We start from the raw sequence: 22348 nt of genomic DNA on the forward strand, positions 1-22348 counted from the left end.
CTAATCATATGGAATTGACAGAATCAAGGAAATTGCAGAACAGATGAAAACACCTGTATCAGTATAAGAAATCTGATAGGTCAATTTATAGGTCAATTTAAAAAATTATAAGGCGAGGAAGCCTGAATTTACAGGGATTCTGACGCATGTTCTGACGGACTCTGACTCCGTCAGTTCAAGGTTCGAATCCTTGTAGCCCTGCTACATGAGGCACCTCGGTATGAGGTGCTTTTTTGTGCTATAAGAGAAACTGAAATTTTTTGGAAGTGAAAGGTAAGATTAAGATGGAAAATTCGGGTAAAAAATATCAGATAGATACAGAAGAAAATAAAATGTTCTTAGGTGAATTGCAGAAAAATCTTTTAAATTTTGGAAAAGGATTTTTATCACCGGGAGGAAGTGCTTATTTCCTTGGGGATGATGGAACACCATGGAAAGACAGAAACAGAGAAACATGGATCACATGCCGTATGGTCCATGTATATAGTATGGGAATCATGCTTGGGGATAAAGAAAGTCCGGCACTGGTCCATGGTGCTGTACATGGATTACTGGAAGAACTGAAAGATCGTGAAAATGGAGGATGGTATCCGGGAATTACACCGGATAATAAATTCCTGCCAGATAAACAGTGTTATGCTCATGCATTTGTTCTTCTGGCTGCGTCTTCTGCTTTGCTGGCAGGAGAAAAAGATGCAGAAACTCTGCTTAAAGATGCATTGGAATTATTTGATAAACGGTTCTGGGATGAAAAACAGGGACTTACTTATGATACCTGGAATACAGAATTTACAGTTCTTGATGATTATCGCGGTCTTAACGCGAATATGCATACAGTAGAAGCGTTTCTGGCAGTAGCAGATGCAATAAAAGAAGAAAAGTACAGAATACGTGCAGGAAGAATTATAGATCATGTTATTGGATGGGCAAGCGCAAATGACTGGAGAATACCTGAACATTTTACAAAGGAATGGAAAGCTGATCTTGATTGCAATAAAGAATGTCCTGCTGATCGTTTTAAACCTTATGGAGCAACACCGGGCCATGGAATTGAGTGGGCCAGATTGATCGTGCAGTGGGCATATTCTTCTTATAAAGATACCCCTGATTCTGCAGAAGTATATTTAAAAGCTGCAGAGAAACTCTACAACAGAGCAGTTGAAGATTCCTGGAATGTGGATGGAAATCCTGGAATTGTGTATACGACTGACTGGGATGGAAAACCTGTTGTTCATGACAGAATGCATTGGACATTGGCAGAGGCAATCAATACATCAGCAGTCTTATGGCATATAACTCATAAGCAGAAATATGCAAAAGATTATGAAGAGTTTATGAGATACCTGGATGATAAGGTATTGGATCATAAAAATGGTTCCTGGTTTCATCAGTTAGATGAAAATAATAATGTGATAGGAACCGTATGGCCGGGAAAATCAGATGTATATCATGCTTTTCAGTCAACCTGGATCCCATATGGAACACCATATATATCAATCGCTTCAGATGTAAAACAGTATATGGAAGTATGCCATCAATAAAGTAAGTGTTTATTTGTACCCGGCGTACAAGATTTCTGTAAAATGTAGCCAGAACCTGACGGAACAAGGTTCTGGCTGCATTTTACTTCAGGATGATAAAAAGAATGATGTGGGTAACTATTTTTTAATCTCCGGCTGGAATTCTTTTACATCTTTGGCAATCTCGCCGCTTAACAGGAGCATGCAGATCAGGTTCGGGATAGCCATCAGTGCGTTGGCGATATCGGAGAAGTTCCATACCAGAGCTCCGGGACCACCGGAAACCATGGCTGTGGCAACACCGACGATATTTCCGGTACTGATGGTGGCTGCCAGTGCGGTTGTCAGTGCGGAAAAAGGTGATACATCTCCCTGTCCGCGGCTCTTGGTGCGGGCTTCCTTGCTGAGTGTGCTTTTCAGTGCATAGCCAAGGTTACGCCATGTAAGAAATCTGGTGCGCACAGTCAGGAAGATACCGGTTCCGACCAACAGGATCAGCATCACCGGTCCCCAGACAAAGTCATCAATTCTGGTAACAATTTCTTTATAAAATACTTCGAAGATTTACAGAGCTGAATATCCGTAGCTGCTGACAATGGCATCGATTTTCTGCTGCCTCTGACACATTGGACATTTTGTAGATGAATAGGAATGATAGTCCGGTATATCTTTGGTGTTAAAAATAGAATATACAGGGAGAGAAGCCACGCTGTCTACTCTGCTGAATATGGCTGCGATACCTCTGATAGTGCCTCCGTAATACAGAATGCTCTCGATTGCTTTGGACAAAGTAGAGCCTGTGGTAATCGAACCATTGAGGATCAGTACATTTTTGCCCTTGATCATTGGCTGAAAATTATCACGGAAGATAATCTGTCCGGAATTGCTGGATTCAGGAGTAATCACGTAGATCGTCTGATGAGCATTCAGGGAAAAAATGCCGGCTTTGGTAAGTTCTTCAGAAAGATATGCGCCAATTACTTCCAGTCCGTCCATACAGATAATGGTATCAACAGGAGTAGATACTTCATAATTAGCAGCCAGTTCGTGAGCAATATTCTGCGCTTCGGCAGTTCTGGATTTCATAGTTGTAAGATCCAGATAGTGAGTGATATGTGACTGAGATGTGACGAAATGTCCGGGAATTACCTTCAGCTGAATGCGGCTGTCACCACGGGCGTAGATTTTTGTCATGTTTTCCAGATTCATAAGAATACCTCCCTCGTTGAAAAAAAACGTGTAACTGTTCAGTAGCTTTGCGGTTAGCAGACCATTGAACAGTTATAAATCAGTACACTAGAGTGTGTCTGAAAAATCATTCCCGCAATCTGCACGCCCCACTTTGCGGGATATTTCACCCGAATTCAGTTGCCGTAGCCCGCTACGGCGCCCTCATCCGGGCAAAATATACCACAAATTGTAACGCACATCTTGCAGAAAACCTTTTTCAGACACGCTCTAATCTTGTAAAACATTGTAGCATTGTTTTGCCGAAAAATAAATAATATTGTACAAAATCAATAAAAAATTATGCGATATGTATGAAGATTGTTAATAAAATACCAAAAAACATATAACGATGATCCCCTGGTGCATTGATGGAAGTATTATTTACGAGGGTTGCTATAGATTGGTTGTGAGTTATGGAGAATGGAATAAACAGTGATGGGTGTGGAAATGGGAAACAGAAGAGAATATTCTATAGAAGTAATATATGTGAAATGATATAATGATTTTCAGTCTATTATTGACTGTCAGAAAAAGAGAAAAGATGAGATAAAAAATGTATACAGCAGAACGAATAGAAGAATTGGATGAAAATAGGAGCCTGATAAAAGTGACAGATTAACAGCCTGATATTTTGACTGCGAAAAGTGAATAATCATAAGAAAATCTTAAGAATTTGTCCCTTTCATATTAAGAAGCTTCGATTATTCTAATATCAGAAATACAAAATAAGAAGCCGGGATGTCTGTACATGAGAGATTTCAGACAGGCATTTCGGATGATGAGGGAGGTGTATAAAGTGGCGAATATTCTGGTCTGCGATGATGATAAAGACATTGTAGAGGCAATCAGTATTTATCTGGAGCAGGAAGGGTATGTGATTTTTAAAGCATATGATGGTTTGGAAGCAATCAATATACTGCGCAGTCAGCCGGTGGATCTGCTGATCATAGATATTATGATGCCGAAGCTGGATGGCATCCGGGCTACTTTGAAGATAAGGGAAGAGAATCCTCTTCCGATCATTATTCTTTCTGCGAAATCAGAGGATGCAGATAAGATCCTTGGATTAAATGTAGGGGCAGATGATTATGTAACCAAGCCCTTTAATCCCCTGGAACTTGTGGCAAGGGTGAAATCACAGCTTCGAAGATATACAAGGCTGGGAGCAGCAATACCTGTGGAGAATGCTCATATCTACGAGACAGGAGGTCTGAGCATAAACGATGACCTGAAGGAAGTCAGGGTGGACGGTGATGTGGTGAAGCTGACACCCATTGAGTACAATATCCTGCTTCTGCTGATGAAGAATCAGGGAAGGGTATTTTCCATTAATCAGATTTACGAAAACATCTGGAATGAGGAAGCAGTTGCTGCAGATAATACGGTGGCAGTGCATATCCGGCATATCAGAGAAAAAATTGAGATTAATCCAAGGGAGCCAAGATACCTGAAGGTTGTGTGGGGGCTTGGATATAAGGTGGAAAAAATTTAACCAAATCAAGTAAGTCCCCTGCTTCAATTGCGAAAAGCAATAAGCAGTGGGTGGGGACTTGCTTGTATCAGGAGGCGTGCAAGCGCATTCTGATAAACTGCGAAGCAGTTATTTGGTTATGAGCAAGTAGCAAAGCGGATTGCGAATATCCGCTTGACAAAGTAATAAATTAAATAAAAAAGGAAAGGGACAAACATTATGAAGGGAAAAGGATACAGAAGCAGTTCTGTCAAGGCAATCTGGATCGTGATCGCGCATCTGGCAGCAGTTGCAGCAGCAGTCTGTGCAGCTATGTTTGTGATGATCTATCAGACTGGAATCCGCCTGGATGACAGAGGCAAAAGTTACACAGAATCAGAAGCATTTGAGAAACAGGTCAGCAACAGAGGATCAGATATTCTGGTCAGTCTGGCAGCGCAGGATGACATTAACTATCTGAAAAATGCTGGTTCATCGGCAGTGATTGATCTGGCAGAATTTGAGGAAAAAGGAAACACCCGTGATTCCATCAGAGACCTTTCTCTGAAAAATACTTCCGGGCTTGCGTACTCTGTAAGTGATCTTCTGGAGTGGGGAAAAGACTGGGAGGCAAACTATTATGAAGGTGTTTATGACGAAGATTCACAGGTCATAAGATGTGAATCTTCTGACGGAACCAGCCACTATTTTTATCGGACTGACTTTAAAAAGATGGTGGCAGATGGAACACTGAAAATTAATTACAATACAGATTTTCTTGAAGAAGATGATTTCGAATCAAAGACCGAGTCCGAGAAACTGGATACCGTAGCAGATGAACTTTATTACAGATATACCTCACAATCAGAGAATATCGGCAACGTTACGGATACCAGAACAAACACAGAATATCCGGGATGTTTTTTCGTAGAACTGAGTCAGCTGGACGAGAAATTTGCACCACAGGGAGCTGAGAATATCCTGGATGCGGTAAACAAAAGCACGGAATGGAATGGGAGACTGGAGGATGCATATAAGGAGTTATTCACACTTCTGGACTGCATCCGTGCCATACAGTCAGATGAACAGTTCAATGATTATGAAACATCACTGGCATCCGTCTTTCACAGCGTGGGAGACTATACCGAAGGGAGTACCAACCTCACATATCTTTTCGCAGATAAAGAAACACAGACAATCTATACAAATAAAAAAGCGTACAGCAGTTACGCACAGCTGGAGCAGAACCTTGAGAAAATATTTAAGGAAAAAGCATATGCAGTTGTTTACCCGGAATTAAGTGAGTGTGTTACAAATATTCCGGGTGCAGATCTGCAGGTGTGGAATCATACCATTGATCAGAGCTTTGACACAAAGGATTTTGTATTTGCAGTTTCGGTTGATACGAAATTTTCTGTGGCAGATTCCATGGCTGATGAGGCAGAGAACTATGAGACATATTCAAAGCTTATGTTTCCGATGCTGGCAGGAGCAATCTTCGGAAGTGTGCTCTGGCTGATCGGTATGGTGTGGCTGACTGTGACAGCAGGAAGGAGACCAGAGGATGAAGAAATACATCTGAATGGATTTGACAGATGGTATACAGAAATTGCGGCAGGAACAGTAATCGGTATATGGCTGGCAGGAACGATCATATCGGGAACCTTGATCGCCAACTCATCATTGGGTTACAGTCATGTAGTAGTGACAGTGATTGTTATCTGTCTCATATGTGGGACTTATACAATGGCATGGTTTCTGATCGGATATCTCAGCCTGGTAAGAAGAATAAAGGCAGGAACCTTATGGAAAAACAGTCTGATTAGAAAAGTTCTGAAATGGATTGGAAAATGCAGTGGGAAGCTTGCTGATTTTGCCAGAGCTTTTTCCAGAAATACAGCAGAAAAAATAAAAGTTCTGCTTGTGGGAGGTGCATTTTTATTTTTGCAGTTCCTGATCATCGGCTGCGTATTCAGTGGTGCAGGAGTATTTCTGCTGGCATTGATGGCTGTAGATGTGGCTGTTATGATTTTCGCCATCAGAAAAGCGGATGGGCTGGATCTTATTATGGATGGTCTGAAGAAAATAAGCGATGGAGAACTGCAATATAAGATCAAAACAGATACACTTACAGGAAAACAGAAGGTGATGGCAGAATATATTAACAATATTGGCAGTGGTCTGGATGCTGCTGTGGAGAACAGCCTGAAAAAGGAAAGAATGCAGACAGAGCTGATCACAAATGTTTCCCATGATCTGAAAACACCTTTGACTTCCATTATTAATTATGTAGATTTGATGAAACGTGAGAACCCGACAGATCCGAAAATACAGGAATATCTTCGCATCCTGGATGAGAAATCCCAGAGACTGAAGGTGCTCACAGAGGATGTGGTAGAGGCATCCAAGGCAAGCACCGGAAACATCAAACTGGAGATGAATGATATTGATTTTGTGGAAATGGTGCAGCAGGTGATCGGAGAATTTGAAGAGAAATTCCAGGAGAAGAACCTGACTATGATGGTACATTTCACAGACGAACCGTCCATTATTTACGCAGACGGCCAGAGAATGTGGCGTGTTCTGGAAAACGTATTCGGCAATGTTGTGAAGTACGCAATGGAGGGCACCAGAGTTTACGCAGAGATCAGCAACAGAAATAAAAAAGTAACCTTTTCCCTGAAAAATATTTCAGCACAGCCTTTGAATATCTCTGCGGATGAACTGACAGAACGGTTTATCAGAGGAGATGTGGCGAGAAATACAGAAGGAAGCGGACTGGGACTCTCTATCGCAAAGAGCCTGACAGAGCTGCAGGGAGGTGAGTTTAAGCTATACCTGGATGGGGATCTGTTTAAGGTGATGATCACATTTGCGGCAAAGAATTGAAGTAAGTGATATAAGGTAGAACAAAGATAAGGCATAAAACAGTTTATAAAAAACTGTTTTATGCCTTATACTTTTGGCTTGTTATAATAATAGAAAAGAAGTATATTAAAAAATCATAGCGACATAAGAAAAGGGGACATAAAAAATGAATTACAGTTTTAACAGCAGAGTCAGATACAGTGAGACAGGTGAGAACGGCAAACTGACATTACCGGGTGTTTTGAATTATTTTCAGGATTGCTGTACATTTCATGCGGAGTCGGTCGGGCTTGGAGGAGACGTGCTGAAGGCAAGAGACAGAGCGTGGGTTCTTTCTTCCTGGCAGGTAATTGTGGATGAATATCCTGCTATGGGAACGGAAATCAGGATCACGACAGCACCTTATAATTTCAAAGGATTCATGGGTATGCGTAATTTCACCATAGAAACAATGGATGGGAAGAAGCTTGCCTGGGCGAACTCCAACTGGACACATCTGGCCATCAGTACAGGGATTCCGGTGAGACTGACACCTGCAGATACAGACAATTACATACTCGGCGAAAAGCTGGAAATGGATTATGCACCGAGGAAAATCAAACTTCCGGATGACATGACTTCACAGGAATCATTCACAGTGCAGAAGCATCATCTTGACACTAATCATCATGTAAACAACTGTCAGTATATCTGTATGGCAGAAGATTTCCTGCCGGAAGATTTCAAAGTATACCAGATGCGTGCAGAGTATAAGATGCAGGCAAAACTTGGAGATATAATCTGCCCGAAAGCAAAAGCAGAAACAGGAAAGGTGATTGTATCGCTTGATGATACAGACGGAAAAGCATACGCAATTATAGAATTTCAGCAAAAATAACGGTAAAAATCTTCTGAACAGGATGAATAGCAGGACAGAATTGACAAAGATATTTCGGAATTGATGTGTGGTTTTGTGAGAGATTTTTTGAATAAATTATTTACAAACAACAAGAAACAATATATAATACATTCATAAACAACAAGAAACAATATATTGTTAAAAACAAACAACATAAAACCACAAAAAGCGGAGGGTATATATATTATGAAAATTCTGGAATCTAAATTTGTACAGGGATTTATCAAAATGGCAAATGACGGTTATCTTCAGGGATGGCATGAGAGAAACGGCGGAAACTTAAGCTATCGTCTGAAACCGGAGGAAGTAGAGATGATCCGTCCCCGTCTGAATACACCTGGAGAATGGATACCGATCGGGGTAGAGGTTCCGGGATTAGCAGGAGAGTTTTTCCTTGTAACGGGAAGCGGTAAATATTTCAGAAATATTATCGTGGATCCGGAAGTATGTCTTGCGATCATTGAACTGGATGAGACAGGAATGAATTACAGAATCCGCTGGGGCCTGGTTGAGGGCGGCAGACCTACCAGTGAGCTTCCGACTCATCTGATGAATCATGAAGTGAAGAAGAAACTGACAAACGGAAAACATCGTGTTATTTATCATGCACATACGACAAATACAATTGCTCTGACATTTGTTCTGCCACTGGATGATAAGATCTTTACAAGAGAGTTATGGGAATCTGCTACAGAGTGTCCGGTTGTATTCCCGGACGGCGTAGGTGTTGTCGGCTGGATGGTACCGGGTGGAAGAGAAATTGCCATAAAAACAGCAGAATTAATGAAGAAATATGATGTTGTTATCTGGGCACATCATGGAATGTTCTGCTCAGGTGAAGATTTTGACCTGACATTTGGTCTGCTCCATACGGTAGAAAAATCTGCAGAGATCCTGGTGAAGATTCTTTCTATGACTCCAAATAAACTTCAGACTATTACACCGGACAATTTCCGTTCACTTGCAAAAGATTTCAAGGTAAGTCTGCCTGAAGAGTTTTTGTATGAGAAACAGTAAAATAATCAACATACAAGTTGGTACATGTACCGTACAAGTGCTATAATACAGATATTAAGAGATTTTCCGGGTGGGATATGCAGAAAAAAGCCGGAACATCTGAAAGCTGTTGTAAAAGAATATCTGAAAAGCAAAAGGAGAGGTACGAATCATGCTGGAGAAATTAAAAGAGGAAGTTTACAAAGCAAACATGGATCTTCCAAAATACGGACTTGTTACATTTACATGGGGAAATGTAAGCGGAATCGACAGAGAATCAGGACTTTTTGTCATCAAACCAAGTGGGGTTGATTATGATCTGCTGACACCGGATGATATGGTTGTTGTAGACCTGAATGGAAATAAGGTAGAAGGAAAATACAATCCATCTTCTGATACAGCAACTCATGTAGAACTGTACAAAGCATTCCCGAATATCGGAGGAGTTGTACATACACATTCTTCATGGGCAACAAGCTGGGCACAGGCCGGAAGATCAATCCCATGTTATGGAACCACACATGCAGATTATATTTATGGTGAAGTTCCATGTGCACGCTGCCTGGAAGGCAAGGAATTTGAAGAATATGAGAAAAACACAGGACTTCTGATCGTAGACCTGTTTAAGGACAAAGATTATGAAGCAGTACCTGCAGTACTTTGCAAAAACCATGGACCATTTGCATGGGGTAAGGATGCTCATGAAGCAGTACATAATGCAGTTGTTCTTGAGGAAGTTGCCAAGATGGCATCCCGCTGTGAGCTGATCAATCCACAGGTAAAACCTGCACCACAGGATCTGCAGGATAAGCACTACTTCAGAAAACATGGTGCAAATGCATATTATGGACAGGGAAATAAATAATCACTGATCTGAAAATAAAAGATATGAACTTGTTAAAGATATAAAAAATCTCCCGGATAAGAGTAAGCGCTTCTCTTATCCGGGAGATTTTTTGTAGCAGAAGAAACAAGGAAAATTCTTCTGCCATATTGCAGAAAGTCCGGGCAATTTTCTGCAACTTTATCGAAGGAGGAGAACGTTTCAGGGCAGACCGTTAGCATGAATGCAAAAGATGTCATGATCCTTGAAAGATAATAACAGCTGAACTTTAATATTGTATGGTTCGTTTAATTTGCAGTAAACGGGACAGCAACATTTTATTTTGCACCTTAACAATTACATATATTTACCTTATAATGAACTCATAAGAAAATGCAAGAAATTAGGTTGATATACCGGAATAGTAACAGTAAGGATTTCAGACAACCGGAGGAAATGCATATGAAAGAGCAGCAGGAAAAAATAAGAGTATTAGATCCACATATAATACTGATATTATTTATATCAGCGTTTGTATTCGGCATAGGAATGCTGATGATTTTCCTGGAAAGAAAGGAAATAAGAACAGAGGGATATGAATTTATAATTTTTAGTGTGGAAATATTAATGTTGCTGTTAATCTTGTATTATATGAGAACTGTTGTGCTGAGCAGAGAAGGCTGTACGGTATCCTGGCTGTTTTGGAAGAGAAATTATAAATGGGAAGAGCTTGCTGTTATCAGAGAGGATGTCTGGTATACATATGGTAAAGGAGGGAGCATACGTTATCAGGGGATTGTATTTTCCAAATATGCAGTAAATAAGAAGAAAAAGAAATATACTACCAGGATGATCGTTGATGCGTTTCCGCTTTCAGATTGTTTTTACATTACTTTTGATGAACATGGCAATGTTTTTTCTTATAAATTAGAAAAAGGAAAAAAGCAAGTTATTAGAAAAATGTACGTAAATGTTCGTGAAAAAATGAAGGAATGGGGAGTGGAGGCAGAAAAAGGAGAGGGAATAAAAGAAGAAGAAAAACAAAGACAATATGATGAAATGATAGAATTGAGGAGGCAACAAAGAAAAAAAATTCAAAGCAAAGGAGCAGACTGTACAAATTTAAAAGAATATCAGCAAGAAGTAATAAAGATCAGAGATTTTTTGCAGATAACCATGGTAATACTTATTACGGTACTGCTTATTTGGACAGGGCTGTCTGCTGAAGAGGGAGAAAGAATTCCAATATTGATTCTTGAGTTTTTGATTGATGCACCATTATTGTTTTTCTCTTCAAAAGTCGTAACATTAAGTAAAGAAGGCTGCAAAATATCGTATCTGTTTTTCAAAAAAATGTATAAATGGGAAGAACTTGAAATTATACGTGAAGATTATTTTCCAAGTTTCCGAGACAGGAGAAGCAGAGGGATTGTTTTTTCTAAAAGAAAAAAGAATAAAGCAGGATATATATATACAACACGGGAAATTGTAGGATCAGGTCATATTTTAGAGTGTTTTTATATTGTTCTTGATGCAGATGGAAATATACATTTATATAAGCGTCTGGCAGCAAAGGATGGCAAAACAAAACTGAGAAAAGTAGCTGTAAATATTCCCCAAAAATTAGCGGAATGGGGAGTAGAAATGGAAAAAATGATGAAATATACAGGAGGAACTTATGATTTATAAGAAGATTGAAATTGCAGTAGACGGATATAAAGAAACTGCAGATTTATACACTTATTTTCTGGATAATTCCATTGAAATGCATATCAACAGAAAGCGTCCGGTAGTTGTGATCTGCCCGGGAGGCGGGTATGCTATGACTTCTGACAGAGAAGCAGAACCGATTGCCATGCAGTATCTGGTAAGGGGATATCATGCAGTGATCCTGCGCTATAGCGTAGAACCTGCCAGATATCCACTGGCACTCTTGCAGCTTGCGAAGTCTGTTGCTTTTTTAAGAAAAAATGCTACAGAGTTTCATATTGATACGAATAAAATTGTTCTGCAGGGCTTTTCCGCAGGTGGTCATCTGGCAGCAAGTCTTGGCGTTTTCTGGAAGAAAGATTTTATTGCACAGACACTTGGGGTAACTTCTGATATGGTGAAACCAAATGGTATGATCTTAAGTTATCCGGTGATCACTTCCGGTGAGTTTGCACATACAGGTTCCTTTGAATGCCTGCTTGGAGAGGATTATAATGATCTTGATAAGAGAAAAGAACAGTCTCTGGAATTCCAGGTATCTAAAGATACACCAACCACATTCCTGTGGCATACAGTGACAGATGATTGTGTTCCTGTAGAGAATTCTCTGTTGTTCTTCAATGCGTTGCGCAAATTTGAAATTCCGGTAGAAATGCATCTTTATCCGGTTGGCGGACATGGTTTAAGTCTTGCAAACGAAGAGACAAGCCACGAAGACGGCGGCTGTGTACAGAAAGAATGCCAGTCCTGGATGGAACTGGCGTGCAAGTGGATGCAGAATATATAATGCACGATAAAGAATCTGTCTGAGTGTATGTGAAATCGATTTGGAATAAAATACATCCTGATCTATAGTGAACAGTAACGTAAAATAAGATAATAAAAAATAATAAGGCGGCATTGTGCCGCCTTTATTATTTATGTTATACTGAAATATAAAGCTAATGTCAGAGGATGATGAAAGTATAGTATATTTTTAATTTTCTTTAAAAAGATACTATCACAACAGAAATGGAGATTATATGATTGAGTTAGGAAAAAAACAGAAATTAACAGTAGTAAAGTCCGTAGATTTTGGTGTATATCTGGGTGAGGATATGCAGGCAGATGCAAAGAACCGTGTTCTTCTTCCGTCCAGACAGGTTCCGGAAGGAACAAAAGAAGGCGACAGCATTGAAGCATTTATCTACAAGGATTCTCAGGATCGTCTTATTGCAACAACAAAAGAACCGAAGCTTCAGGTAGGCCAGACAGCAGTTCTGAAAGTCTCTCAGGTAACAAGAATCGGTGCATTCCTTGACTGGGGACTGGAGAAAGACCTTCTGCTTCCATATCATGAACAGACTCTGAAAGTAAGAGAGGGAGAAGATGTGCTGGTAGCACTCTATATTGACAAGAGCAGTCGTCTCTGCGCAACTATGAAGGTTTATCATTATCTTTCCACCAGAACTCCTTATGTAGTGGGAGATATGGTGAAAGGTCGTGTTTATGAGATCAGCGACAGATTCGGTGTATTTGTGGCAGTTGATGATAAATATTCCGCACTGATCCCTGCAAGAGAAGCCAAGGGAAAATACCGCCCGGGCAAGATTCTGGAGCTGCGTGTCAGCGAAGTAAAAGAAGACGGAAAAATGAATGTCACAGACCGCCAGAAGGCATACCTGCAGATCAATGAGGATGCGGAGAATGTCCTTGAAGTGATCAATGAGTTTGCAGGTGTTCTTCCATTTGATGACAAGGCATCACCGGAAGTAATCCAGCGAGAATTTGGTCTGAGTAAGGGAGCATTTAAACGTGCCATTGGCCATCTGATGAAGGAAGGCAAAGTAGAGATTAAGGACAAGAGAATCTACGCGAAATAGTAACAGACAAGCAAGTCCCCACCCAATGATTATTGCTTTTCGCAATTGAAGCATGGGACTTACCTGATTCAGTTAAATTTATAAAAATATGCTGCGATAAAATTGCAGATATTAGAACAGGAGAGAAATAGAGTTGGAGTTTACACATCTTCACGTCCATACAGAATACAGTCTGCTGGATGGTTCCAATAAGATAAAAGAATATGTAGCCCGTGTCAAAGAACTTGGCATGGACAGTGCGGCGATCACAGATCATGGAGTCATGTACGGTGTGATTGATTTTTATCGTGCAGCAAGGGCCGAGGGAATCAATCCTATTTTGGGATGTGAGGTATATGTAGCTCCCGGTTCCAGATTTGACCGTGAAGCAGGAAGCGGCGAAGACAGATATTACCACCTGGTTCTTCTGGCAGAGAATAATCAGGGTTATGCAAATCTGATGAAAATTGTGTCCAAGGGTTTTACAGAAGGATTCTATTATAAACCGCGAGTAGATCTTGCGGTATTAAAAGAGTACCATGAAGGGATTATTGCCTTAAGTGCCTGCCTTGCAGGTGAGGTTGCCAGATATCTTCAGAGAGGCATGTATGAGGATGCAAAGGCAGCAGCTCTTCGTTATCAGGATATTTTTGGAAAAGGCAATTTCTTCTTGGAATTACAGGATCATGGAATTCCTGCGCAGAGACTGGTAAATCAGGAACTTCTCCGTATGCACGAAGAAACAGGGATTGACCTTGTGGCAACCAATGATGTGCATTATACAAGGGCGGAGGATGCTGATCCTCATGATATTCTTCTCTGTCTGCAGACAAACAAGAAACTGGCAGACGAGGACAGAATGCGTTATGAGGGCGGCCAGTATTATGTGAAATCCCCGGAAGAAATGGCAGAACTTTTCCCATATGCTTTGGAGGCCCTGGAGAATACTCATAAGATTGCACAGAGATGTCATGTTGAGATTGAATTTGGCGTGACCAAGCTTCCAAGATTCGATGTGCCGGATGGTCTTACATCCTGGGAATATCTGAACAAGCTATGCTTCGAGGGACTGGAGGAACGTTATCAGCCGGTTACAGAGGAATTAAAAGCTCGTCTGAATTACGAATTATCTACTATAAAAAATATGGGCTACGTGGATTACTTCCTTATAGTATGGGATTTTATTAAATATGCCCGCGATCATGACATTATGGTAGGACCGGGACGTGGCTCTGCAGCGGGAAGTCTGGTTGCTTATACCTTGGGCATCACACAGCTTGATCCTATTCGCTATGATCTGCTCTTTGAGCGATTTCTGAATCCGGAACGAGTATCTATGCCTGATATTGACGTTGACTTCTGCTTCGAAAGAAGGCAGGAGGTTATTGAATATGTCCGCCGTAAATATGGGGATGATTGTGTGGTTCAGATCGTTACTTTTGGTACGCTGGCAGCCCGTGGTGTGATCCGGGATGTGGGCCGTGTACTGGATATGCCTTATGCACAGGTGGATTCCATTGCGAAAATGATCCCGCAGGAACTAAATATTACTATAGATAAAGCCCTTACTATGAACCCTGAGCTGAAAAAAGCATATGAAGAGCAGGATGAAATTCATTATCTGATCGATATGGCAAGACGTCTGGAGGGACTTCCCAGACATACCTCCATGCATGCGGCAGGTGTTGTTATCAGCCAGAAGGACGTATCAGAATATGTACCGCTTTCCAGAGCATCAGACGGGTCTATTGTCACTCAGTTTACCATGACAACACTGGAAGAATTGGGACTTTTGAAAATGGACTTCCTGGGACTTCGTACTCTGACTGTGATCCAGAATGCAGTAAAGCTGATCCAGAAGGATGCAGGAGTGACTCTGGATATGCAGAAGATTAATTATGATGATAAAAAGGTTTTGGATTCCCTTGGCACCGGTCGTTCTGATGGTGTATTTCAGCTTGAAAGTGCGGGAATGAAAAACTTCATGAAGGAACTGAAGCCTCAGAGTCTGGAAGATGTGATCGCGGGAATTTCTCTTTACCGCCCGGGCCCCATGGATTTTATCCCTCAGTATATCCGGGGCAAAAACCGTCCGGATACCATCCGTTACGACTGCCCTCAGCTGGAGCCAATCCTGAAGCCTACTTATGGGTGTATTGTCTATCAGGAACAGGTTATGCAGATCGTTCGTAACCTGGCAGGTTATACTCTGGGCCGAAGCGACCTGGTGCGCCGTGCAATGTCCAAAAAGAAGGCCTCTGTCATGGAAAAGGAGCGCCAGAACTTTGTTTACGGAAATGAAGCAGAGGGAGTTCCAGGCTGTATTGCAAATGGAATTGATGAGGCAACGGCAAATAAAATCTATGATGAAATGATTGATTTCGCCAAATATGCCTTTAATAAGTCCCATGCAGCAGCCTATGCAGTTGTTTCCTACCAGACAGCCTATCTGAAGTACTATTATCCTGTAGAATTTATGGCTGCACTTATGACATCGGTTATTGATTTTCCAAATAAGGTTGCAGAATATATTTTGGTCTGCAGACAGATGGGGATTAAGATCCTGCCGCCGGATGTGAACTGTGGAATGTACGGATTCTCTGTAGATAACGGTGCGATCCGATATGGTCTGTCCGCTATAAAGAGTGTGGGACGTCCGGTTATTGAAAGCCTGGTAAGAGAGAGGGAAGAGAACGGACAATATCGTTCCCTGAAGGATTTTATGGAACGAAACTCTCCGCAGATGAATAAGCGTGCAGTAGAAAACTTTATCAAAGCAGGTGCGCTGGATTGCCTGGATGGTAACCGCCGCCAGAAAATGCTGGTTTATCAGAAGATTTCCGACAACATCAGTCAGGAGAAGAAGAATTCACTGGCCGGACAGATGAGTCTTTTTGATCTGGTAAGCGAGGAGGACAAGAAAGAATTTGAAATCCGTATGCCCGATGTGGAGGAATTCGGAAAAGAGGAACTTCTGGGATATGAGAAGGAAGTTCTGGGAATCTACCTCAGTGGTCATCCTCTGGAAAATTACCGGGAAATGATGGAGAAAACCATTTCTGCGAAAACCTCTGATTTTCAGCAGGATGAAGAAACAAATCTTCCGAAAGTCATGGATGGTCAGAAAGTAATTATCGGTGGAATGATTACGGATAAAACCATCAAATATACAAAGAATAATAAGGTTATGGCATTCCTCACAGTGGAGGATCTGGTAGGAACAGTGGAGGTAGTTGTGTTCCCCAGAGATTATGAGAAAAGTCAGCAGTTCCTGAATGAAGAAGGCAGAGTATTTATTCAGGGCAGAGTATCTGCAGAGGACGATCGCGCCAGTAAACTGATCCTTGAAAAAATCCGTCCCTTTGACAATATGCCAAGGGAAATCTGGATACAGTTTGACAATAAAGAAAGCTACACACAGCAATCTCAGGAACTGCTTGCAGACCTCAGACGTTCACCGGGTGACAGTGCTGTTGTGATCTACCTGAAAGACGTAAAGGCCATAAAGAAGCTTCCGGTTGGATATCATGCACAAATTCAGGACTCATGGCTGAACTATATGTACGAAAAATATGGTAAAACCAATGTTAAAGTTGTAGAAAGAGGATTGAAAAACTTATAGAAATGCGCTAAACTATACCCGGATATGTGTATAGTAAAAATGAGATAGATTCAGAAGATGGAGGAAGAAAAGATGGCAGAAAACAAGATAAAAACCATTGGTGTCCTTACCAGCGGTGGTGACGCACCTGGAATGAATGCTGCAATTCGTGCAGTTGTCAGAAGAGGTTTAAGCAATGGATTAAATGTAAAAGGTATTCTGAAAGGATACAATGGTCTGTTAAACGAAGAGATTATTGACATGAGCGCAAAAGATGTATCTGATACAATCGAGCGTGGAGGTACAATCCTTTATACAGCACGTTGTGCAGAATTCCGTACAGAAGAAGGCCAGAAACGTGGAGCAGAGATCTGCAGAAAACATGGAATCGACGGACTTGTTGTCATCGGTGGTGACGGATCCTTCGCAGGTGCTCAGAAGCTTGCGAATCTCGGAATCAATACAATCGGTCTTCCCGGAACAATCGACCTTGACATTGCATGTACAGAATATACCATCGGATTTGATACAGCTGTAAACACAGCAATGGAAGCAATTGATAAAGTACGTGATACTTCCACTTCTCATGAGAGATGCAGTATCATCGAGGTTATGGGACGTGGTGCAGGATATATTGCTCTGTGGTGCGGTATTGCCAACGGTGCTGAGGACGTTCTGGTTCCTGAGAAATATGACTATGATGAGCAGAAGCTGATCAATAACATTATCGAGAGTCGTAAGAAAGGCAAAAAGCATCACATCATCATCAATGCAGAAGGTATCGGTCATTCTGAAGCAATGGCAAAACGTATCGAAGCTGCCACAGGTATCGAAACACGTGCTACAATCCTTGGACACATGCAGCGTGGTGGAAGCCCGACATGTAAAGACCGTGTATATGCATCTATGATGGGTGCCCTGGCTGTAGACCTTCTTGTTGCAGGCAAGACATGCCGCGTTGTCGGATATCGTCACGGTGAATTCGTAGACTTCGATATCAATGAAGCACTTGCTATGCAGAAAGGTATCTCTGATTACCAGTGGGAAGTATGCCAGTCACTTTCTCATAACTATGATAAAAACAACAAATAACAAATGAATAAAAAGATGCAGTTATATAACAGACTGCATAAATTAAATACTGCTCAGATAATTACCCTCGGTTTTGCGGGGGTGATTATCTTAGGGGGATTACTTCTGTGGCTGCCGTTTTGTACGGCACCCGGATACCACACATCTTTTACAGATGCCATGTTTACCGCAACCACAAGTATATGTGTAACAGGGCTTGTGACAGTTGTTACGGCAACTCACTGGACTCTGGCAGGCAAGATTATTATTCTTGTCCTGATCCAGATCGGAGGTGTGGGATTGATTTCCCTGGGCAGTATTATTTTTATAAGTCTGAGAAAGAAAATATCGCTGAGGAACCGGCGTGTTATCCAGGAGTCCTATAATATGGACAGAATGGGTGGGATGGTCAGGCTGGTGAAGAAAGTTCTGATCTGTGTGTTTGGAGCAGAAGGAATCGGTGCAGTGTGTTATGCAGTTCGATTTATTCCGCAGTTCGGTCTGGCAAAAGGTCTGGGATACTCTGTTTTTACGGCAGTATCTGCATTCTGTAATGCTGGTATTGATCTGCTGGGAGAGGATAGCCTGGCTCAGTATGTTGCTGATCCAATCGTAAACTTTACAAGTGTAGGACTGATCATTATGTCAGGACTTGGATTTGTGGTCTGGTGGGATATCTGGGATAAGATCAAACGAGTCATCAGAGGGAAACTTCCTGTGGGACGTATATTTAAAAATCTCCGTCTTCACAGTAAGATCGTGTTGATGATGACGCTGATACTTGTTGTGGGCGGTACAGTACTGATCTTTCTGTTTGATCATGGAAATCCGGAAAGTATTGGGACATATTCGCCGGGAACGAAGTGGATGGCATCTTTGTTCCAGTCAGTTACCACAAGAACAGCCGGATTTTTCACTGTAAGCCAGGAGAGATTTTCCAATGCAACTTATATGCTGTGCCTGATATTGATGTTGATCGGCGGTTCCCCTATGGGAACAGCAGGTGGAATTAAGACAACAACAGTTGCGGTCCTTCTGCTGAGTCTGAAATCCAATCTTCAGGGAAAACGGGATGTGGAAGTACACCACAGGAGAATCAGAGACAGCTACATCCGTTCTGCGATCGTAGTGACAGGTATGGTACTTACAGTACTTATTCTCATGAGTATGCTGTTGTGTGCAGCCATGCCGGAAGCACCTATAGAAGATGTTGTTTATGAAATTACATCTGCGGTTGCAACGGTAGGACTTAGCAGAGGGCTGACACCCTGCCTGAATACAGCAGGCAAATGGATCGTGATCCTGACTATGTATCTGGGAAGAATCGGTCCGCTGACTCTGGGAACTGCAGTGACTGTACGTGTACAGAAAATGCCGGCAGATTCACATCTGGCAGAAGAAGATATTATGATTGGATAGTAACGGTTTGGCAGTCAGGCATATATTCGCAGAGGATAACGAATATATGTTCAGAAAGAGAAATGAGGAAGAAAATGAAGAACAAATCTTATGCAGTGATCGGTCTTGGGCAGTTCGGGATGACGGTAGCTCTTACTCTGGCAGAGGCGAACTGCGATGTACTTGCCATTGACGATAAAGATGATAATGTGCAGGATATCGCAGAGAAAGTTTCCTATGCTGTCAAGGCAGATGTGCGTGATCCGGGAATTTTGGAATCGCTTGGAGTTCAGAACGTAGATGTTGCGGTCATCGCAGTAGCCGAGAATATGGAGGCCAGTATTACAGCAACGATGCAGGTGAAAGAACTTGGAGTTCCTTTTGTCATGGCGAAGGCAATGAATTCTCTTCATGGCAGGATACTGGAGAAAATAGGGGCAGATAAGGTGATTTATCCTGAACATTCCATGGGTATCAGAGTTGCAAGAAATCTTCTCTCCAGTGGATTTGTCGATATGTTTGAGCTTTCTTCTGATTTCAGTATGGCAGAATTTAAGATCCCGCGGGAATGGATAGGAAAAACACTTCGGGAGCTGAAGGTCAGGGAAAAGTATAACATCAATCTGATCGGTCTGAAGCATGGCGATAAGATGAATATGAATGTGGCGCCGGATGAAGTGTTTCCGGCAGACTGCACAGTTGTTGCAGCAGGAGCAAACAGTGACCTGAATAAGGTTTCGGAAAATTGAGGATAAGATATGATCACCAGTGTAAATAACGGACAGGTAAAAAATATCATACAGCTGAACCAGAAAACAAAAGCCCGCAGAGAACAAGGGCTTTTTGTTGCAGAAGGAAGAAAAATGTTCGGCGAAGCACCTAGGGATTGGATTTCGAAGGTGTATGTATCAGAAGCTCTCAGCGGTGATGCAGAACTGATGGCTCAGGTGGAGAAACTTCCATATGAAATAGTAACAGATTCTGTTTTTCGACAGATGAGCGATACGCAGACGCCGCAGGGAATTATGACAGTGCTTAAGAAACCTTCCTATATAATGGAAGATATTCTCGGCGGGAAAAATCCGCTGGTTATGATTCTGGAAGATCTGCAGGATCCGGGAAATGCGGGAACTATTCTCCGTACAGGAGAGGGTGCCGGAGTAAGCGGAGTTCTTCTGACAAAGACCTGCGTGGATATCACAAACCCGAAGGTTATACGATCAACCATGGGTTCTGTCTACAGAATGCCTTTCCTATATGTGGAAAGTGTGGTATCATTAGCACAGGAACTGAAAGACAGAAATATCCGCACATTTGCGGCGCATCTGCATGGTAAGAACTCTTATGATCAGGAATCCTACACAGGAGGAACTGCTTTCCTGATCGGCAATGAGGGAAAAGGACTGACAGATGAAGCGGCAGACAGTGCTGATTGTCTGATACGGATTCCTATGTGTGGAAAAGTAGAATCTCTGAATGCTGCCATGGCATCCGGAATTCTCATGTATGAAGCTGCTCGTCAGAGACGATAGCAGACGAAAGGAGGAGTTTCATGCAGCCTTTGATCTGGCTTGGGATTCTTGCGTTATTGCTTGTTGTAGAGGCAATTACGGCAGGACTGACCACCATCTGGTTTGCCGGCGGCGCACTGGTCGCTGCTATTGCATGTTATGCAGGAGCGAACCTCACTGTACAGATATTGCTGTTTCTGTGTGTTTCATTGGTACTTCTCATCTTTACCAGACCACTGGCAATGAAGTATTTCAACAAAGAAACCATACAGACCAATGCAAATAGTCTGATTGGAAAGAAAGCAGTTGTGATTCAGGAGATTGACAATCTGGCGCAGACAGGCCAGGTTCGTATCAATGACATTGAATGGACTGCACGTTCTGCTGATGACGAAAAAATCGGCGAAGGCACCGTTGTAACGATCGAAGAGATCCGAGGTGTGAAACTTATCGTAAAACAGAATAAGGAGGATTAGTTATGGGCGTGGTTTTTCTGATAGTTATTATCGTTATTGCGGTATGGGTCCTTGCATCCTGCGTCCGCATTGTACCACAGGCATATGCAGTAATCCTGGAACGTCTGGGAGCTTATCAGGCAACCTGGAGTACAGGAATTCACTTCAAGGTTCCGTTTATTGAACGAGTAGCCAGAAAGGTAAATCTGAAGGAACAGGTAGTGGATTTTCCACCGCAGCCGGTTATCACAAAGGATAACGTAACCATGCAGATCGATACTGTCGTATTCTTTCAGATCACAGATCCGAAGCTTTATACTTACGGTGTGGAGAATCCGATCATGGCAATCGAGAATCTGTCCGCAACAACCTTAAGAAATATTATCGGTGACATGGAACTGGATGAGACACTTACATCACGTGAGACGATCAATACCAAGATGAGAGCTTCTCTTGATGAAGCTACTGATCCATGGGGAATCAAGGTCAATCGTGTGGAACTGAAGAACATTATTCCTCCGGCAGCTATTCAGGATGCAATGGAGAAACAGATGAAAGCTGAGCGTGAACGTCGTGAAGCAATCCTGATCGCAGAAGGTCAGAAGAAATCTACGATCCTTGTTGCAGAAGGTAAGAAACAATCCGCAATTCTGGATGCAGAAGCTGAGAAACAGGCAGCAATCCTCCGCGCAGAGGCTCAGAAAGAGCGTATGATCAAGGAGGCAGAAGGACAGGCTGAGGCAGTTCTGAAAGTTCAGAATGCCAATGCAGAGGGTATCCGCATGATCAGAGAGGCAGGAGCAGATGAAGCAGTTCTGACACTGAAGAGTCTGGAAGCATTTGCCAAGGCAGCAGACGGTAAGGCAACCAAGATCATTATTCCGTCGGATATTCAGGGAATCGCAGGTCTGGCAAGTTCGCTGAAAGAGATCGTCACTGATCCGAAAGTGGAGACAGACAAATAACAAAAGAGAAT

At 42.1% G+C, this 22348-nt stretch carries 18 protein-coding genes and 2 pseudogenes; 17 read left to right on the forward strand and 3 right to left on the reverse strand.

The window, feature by feature from the left end:
- Window positions 1-266 precede the first annotated feature (266 nt).
- Entirely contained in the window at window positions 267-1541 is a 1275-nt protein-coding gene (locus ACESZG_RS12495) for an AGE family epimerase/isomerase (protein ID WP_096788337.1), read from the forward strand.
- 117 nt (window positions 1542-1658) lie between these two features.
- Here ACESZG_RS12495 and ACESZG_RS12500 read toward each other — a convergent pair whose 3' ends face one another.
- The 3 genes and pseudogenes from ACESZG_RS12500 to ACESZG_RS12510 all read right to left on the reverse strand — a co-directional run bounded on the left by ACESZG_RS12500 (window position 1659) and on the right by ACESZG_RS12510 (window position 2950).
- On the reverse strand, window positions 1659-2021 hold the full coding sequence (locus ACESZG_RS12500) for an alanine:cation symporter family protein (RefSeq protein WP_195284576.1): 363 nt from the start codon (window positions 2019-2021) through the stop codon (window positions 1659-1661).
- Window positions 2022-2084: 63 nt separating this feature from the next.
- A complete protein-coding gene (locus ACESZG_RS12505; protein WP_008707815.1) occupies window positions 2085-2729 on the reverse strand; it encodes a phosphoribosyltransferase in 645 nt (214 codons plus the stop codon).
- Window positions 2730-2782: 53 nt separating this feature from the next.
- Window positions 2783-2950: pseudogene (locus ACESZG_RS12510) on the reverse strand (DUF6783 domain-containing protein).
- Between ACESZG_RS12510 and ACESZG_RS12515 the strand changes: the two are divergent.
- The 16 genes and pseudogenes from ACESZG_RS12515 to ACESZG_RS12590 form a co-directional block, all read left to right on the forward strand.
- Window positions 2888-3025: pseudogene (locus ACESZG_RS12515) on the forward strand (DUF6783 domain-containing protein); the annotation flags it as partial. The pseudogenes ACESZG_RS12510 and ACESZG_RS12515 overlap by 63 nt on opposite strands.
- A 521-nt stretch (window positions 3026-3546) precedes the next feature.
- Window positions 3547-4242, forward strand: a complete 696-nt coding sequence (locus ACESZG_RS12520; protein WP_118338867.1) for a response regulator transcription factor — start codon at window positions 3547-3549, stop codon at window positions 4240-4242.
- Between the two features lie 198 nt (window positions 4243-4440).
- Window positions 4441-7089, forward strand: a complete 2649-nt coding sequence (locus ACESZG_RS12525; protein ID WP_373218441.1) for a sensor histidine kinase — start codon at window positions 4441-4443, stop codon at window positions 7087-7089.
- A gap of 145 nt (window positions 7090-7234) precedes the next feature.
- Entirely contained in the window at window positions 7235-7945 is a 711-nt protein-coding gene (locus tag ACESZG_RS12530) for an acyl-[acyl-carrier-protein] thioesterase (RefSeq protein WP_055053593.1), read from the forward strand.
- Between the two features lie 207 nt (window positions 7946-8152).
- Window positions 8153-8983 carry a rhamnulose-1-phosphate aldolase gene (rhaD, locus tag ACESZG_RS12535; RefSeq protein WP_055053592.1) on the forward strand — a complete coding sequence of 277 codons (831 nt, stop codon included), beginning with the start codon at window positions 8153-8155 and terminating at the stop codon, window positions 8981-8983.
- A gap of 151 nt (window positions 8984-9134) precedes the next feature.
- Complete coding sequence (locus tag ACESZG_RS12540; protein ID WP_055053591.1) at window positions 9135-9827, forward strand: L-ribulose-5-phosphate 4-epimerase; 693 nt, start codon at window positions 9135-9137, stop codon at window positions 9825-9827.
- A 420-nt stretch (window positions 9828-10247) separates the two neighbouring features.
- On the forward strand, window positions 10248-11474 hold the full coding sequence (locus ACESZG_RS12545) for a hypothetical protein (protein WP_055053590.1): 1227 nt from the start codon (window positions 10248-10250) through the stop codon (window positions 11472-11474).
- Entirely contained in the window at window positions 11464-12282 is an 819-nt protein-coding gene (locus ACESZG_RS12550; RefSeq protein ID WP_373218444.1) for an alpha/beta hydrolase, read from the forward strand. Before ACESZG_RS12545 ends, ACESZG_RS12550 begins: the two co-directional genes overlap by 11 nt.
- A 235-nt stretch (window positions 12283-12517) precedes the next feature.
- Window positions 12518-13357, forward strand: a complete 840-nt coding sequence (locus ACESZG_RS12555; protein WP_008707806.1) for a S1 RNA-binding domain-containing protein — start codon at window positions 12518-12520, stop codon at window positions 13355-13357.
- A 133-nt stretch (window positions 13358-13490) separates the two neighbouring features.
- Entirely contained in the window at window positions 13491-16958 is a 3468-nt protein-coding gene (locus ACESZG_RS12560) for a DNA polymerase III subunit alpha (RefSeq protein ID WP_022380132.1), read from the forward strand.
- 72 nt (window positions 16959-17030) lie between these two features.
- Entirely contained in the window at window positions 17031-18029 is a 999-nt protein-coding gene (gene pfkA / locus ACESZG_RS12565; protein ID WP_025579016.1) for a 6-phosphofructokinase, read from the forward strand.
- 3 nt (window positions 18030-18032) lie between these two features.
- Window positions 18033-19427: a TrkH family potassium uptake protein gene (locus ACESZG_RS12570; protein ID WP_022380133.1), complete on the forward strand. Its 1395-nt coding sequence runs from the start codon at window positions 18033-18035 to the stop codon at window positions 19425-19427.
- Window positions 19428-19501: 74 nt separating this feature from the next.
- A complete protein-coding gene (locus ACESZG_RS12575) occupies window positions 19502-20155 on the forward strand; it encodes a TrkA family potassium uptake protein (RefSeq protein WP_022380134.1) in 654 nt (217 codons plus the stop codon).
- Window positions 20156-20164: 9 nt separating this feature from the next.
- Window positions 20165-20938, forward strand: a complete 774-nt coding sequence (locus ACESZG_RS12580) for an RNA methyltransferase (RefSeq protein WP_025579019.1) — start codon at window positions 20165-20167, stop codon at window positions 20936-20938.
- 20 nt (window positions 20939-20958) lie between these two features.
- Entirely contained in the window at window positions 20959-21393 is a 435-nt protein-coding gene (locus ACESZG_RS12585; protein WP_008707795.1) for an NfeD family protein, read from the forward strand.
- Between the two features lie 2 nt (window positions 21394-21395).
- The gene (locus tag ACESZG_RS12590; RefSeq protein WP_173681193.1) at window positions 21396-22337 is read left to right on the forward strand and encodes an SPFH domain-containing protein; all 942 of its coding nucleotides are present in this window, start codon (window positions 21396-21398) and stop codon (window positions 22335-22337) included.
- Window positions 22338-22348 lie beyond the last annotated feature (11 nt).

This window comes from Blautia sp. Marseille-P2398, assembly GCF_964240315.1.
In the GTDB taxonomy this organism is placed as follows: domain Bacteria; phylum Bacillota; class Clostridia; order Lachnospirales; family Lachnospiraceae; genus Blautia_A; species Blautia_A wexlerae.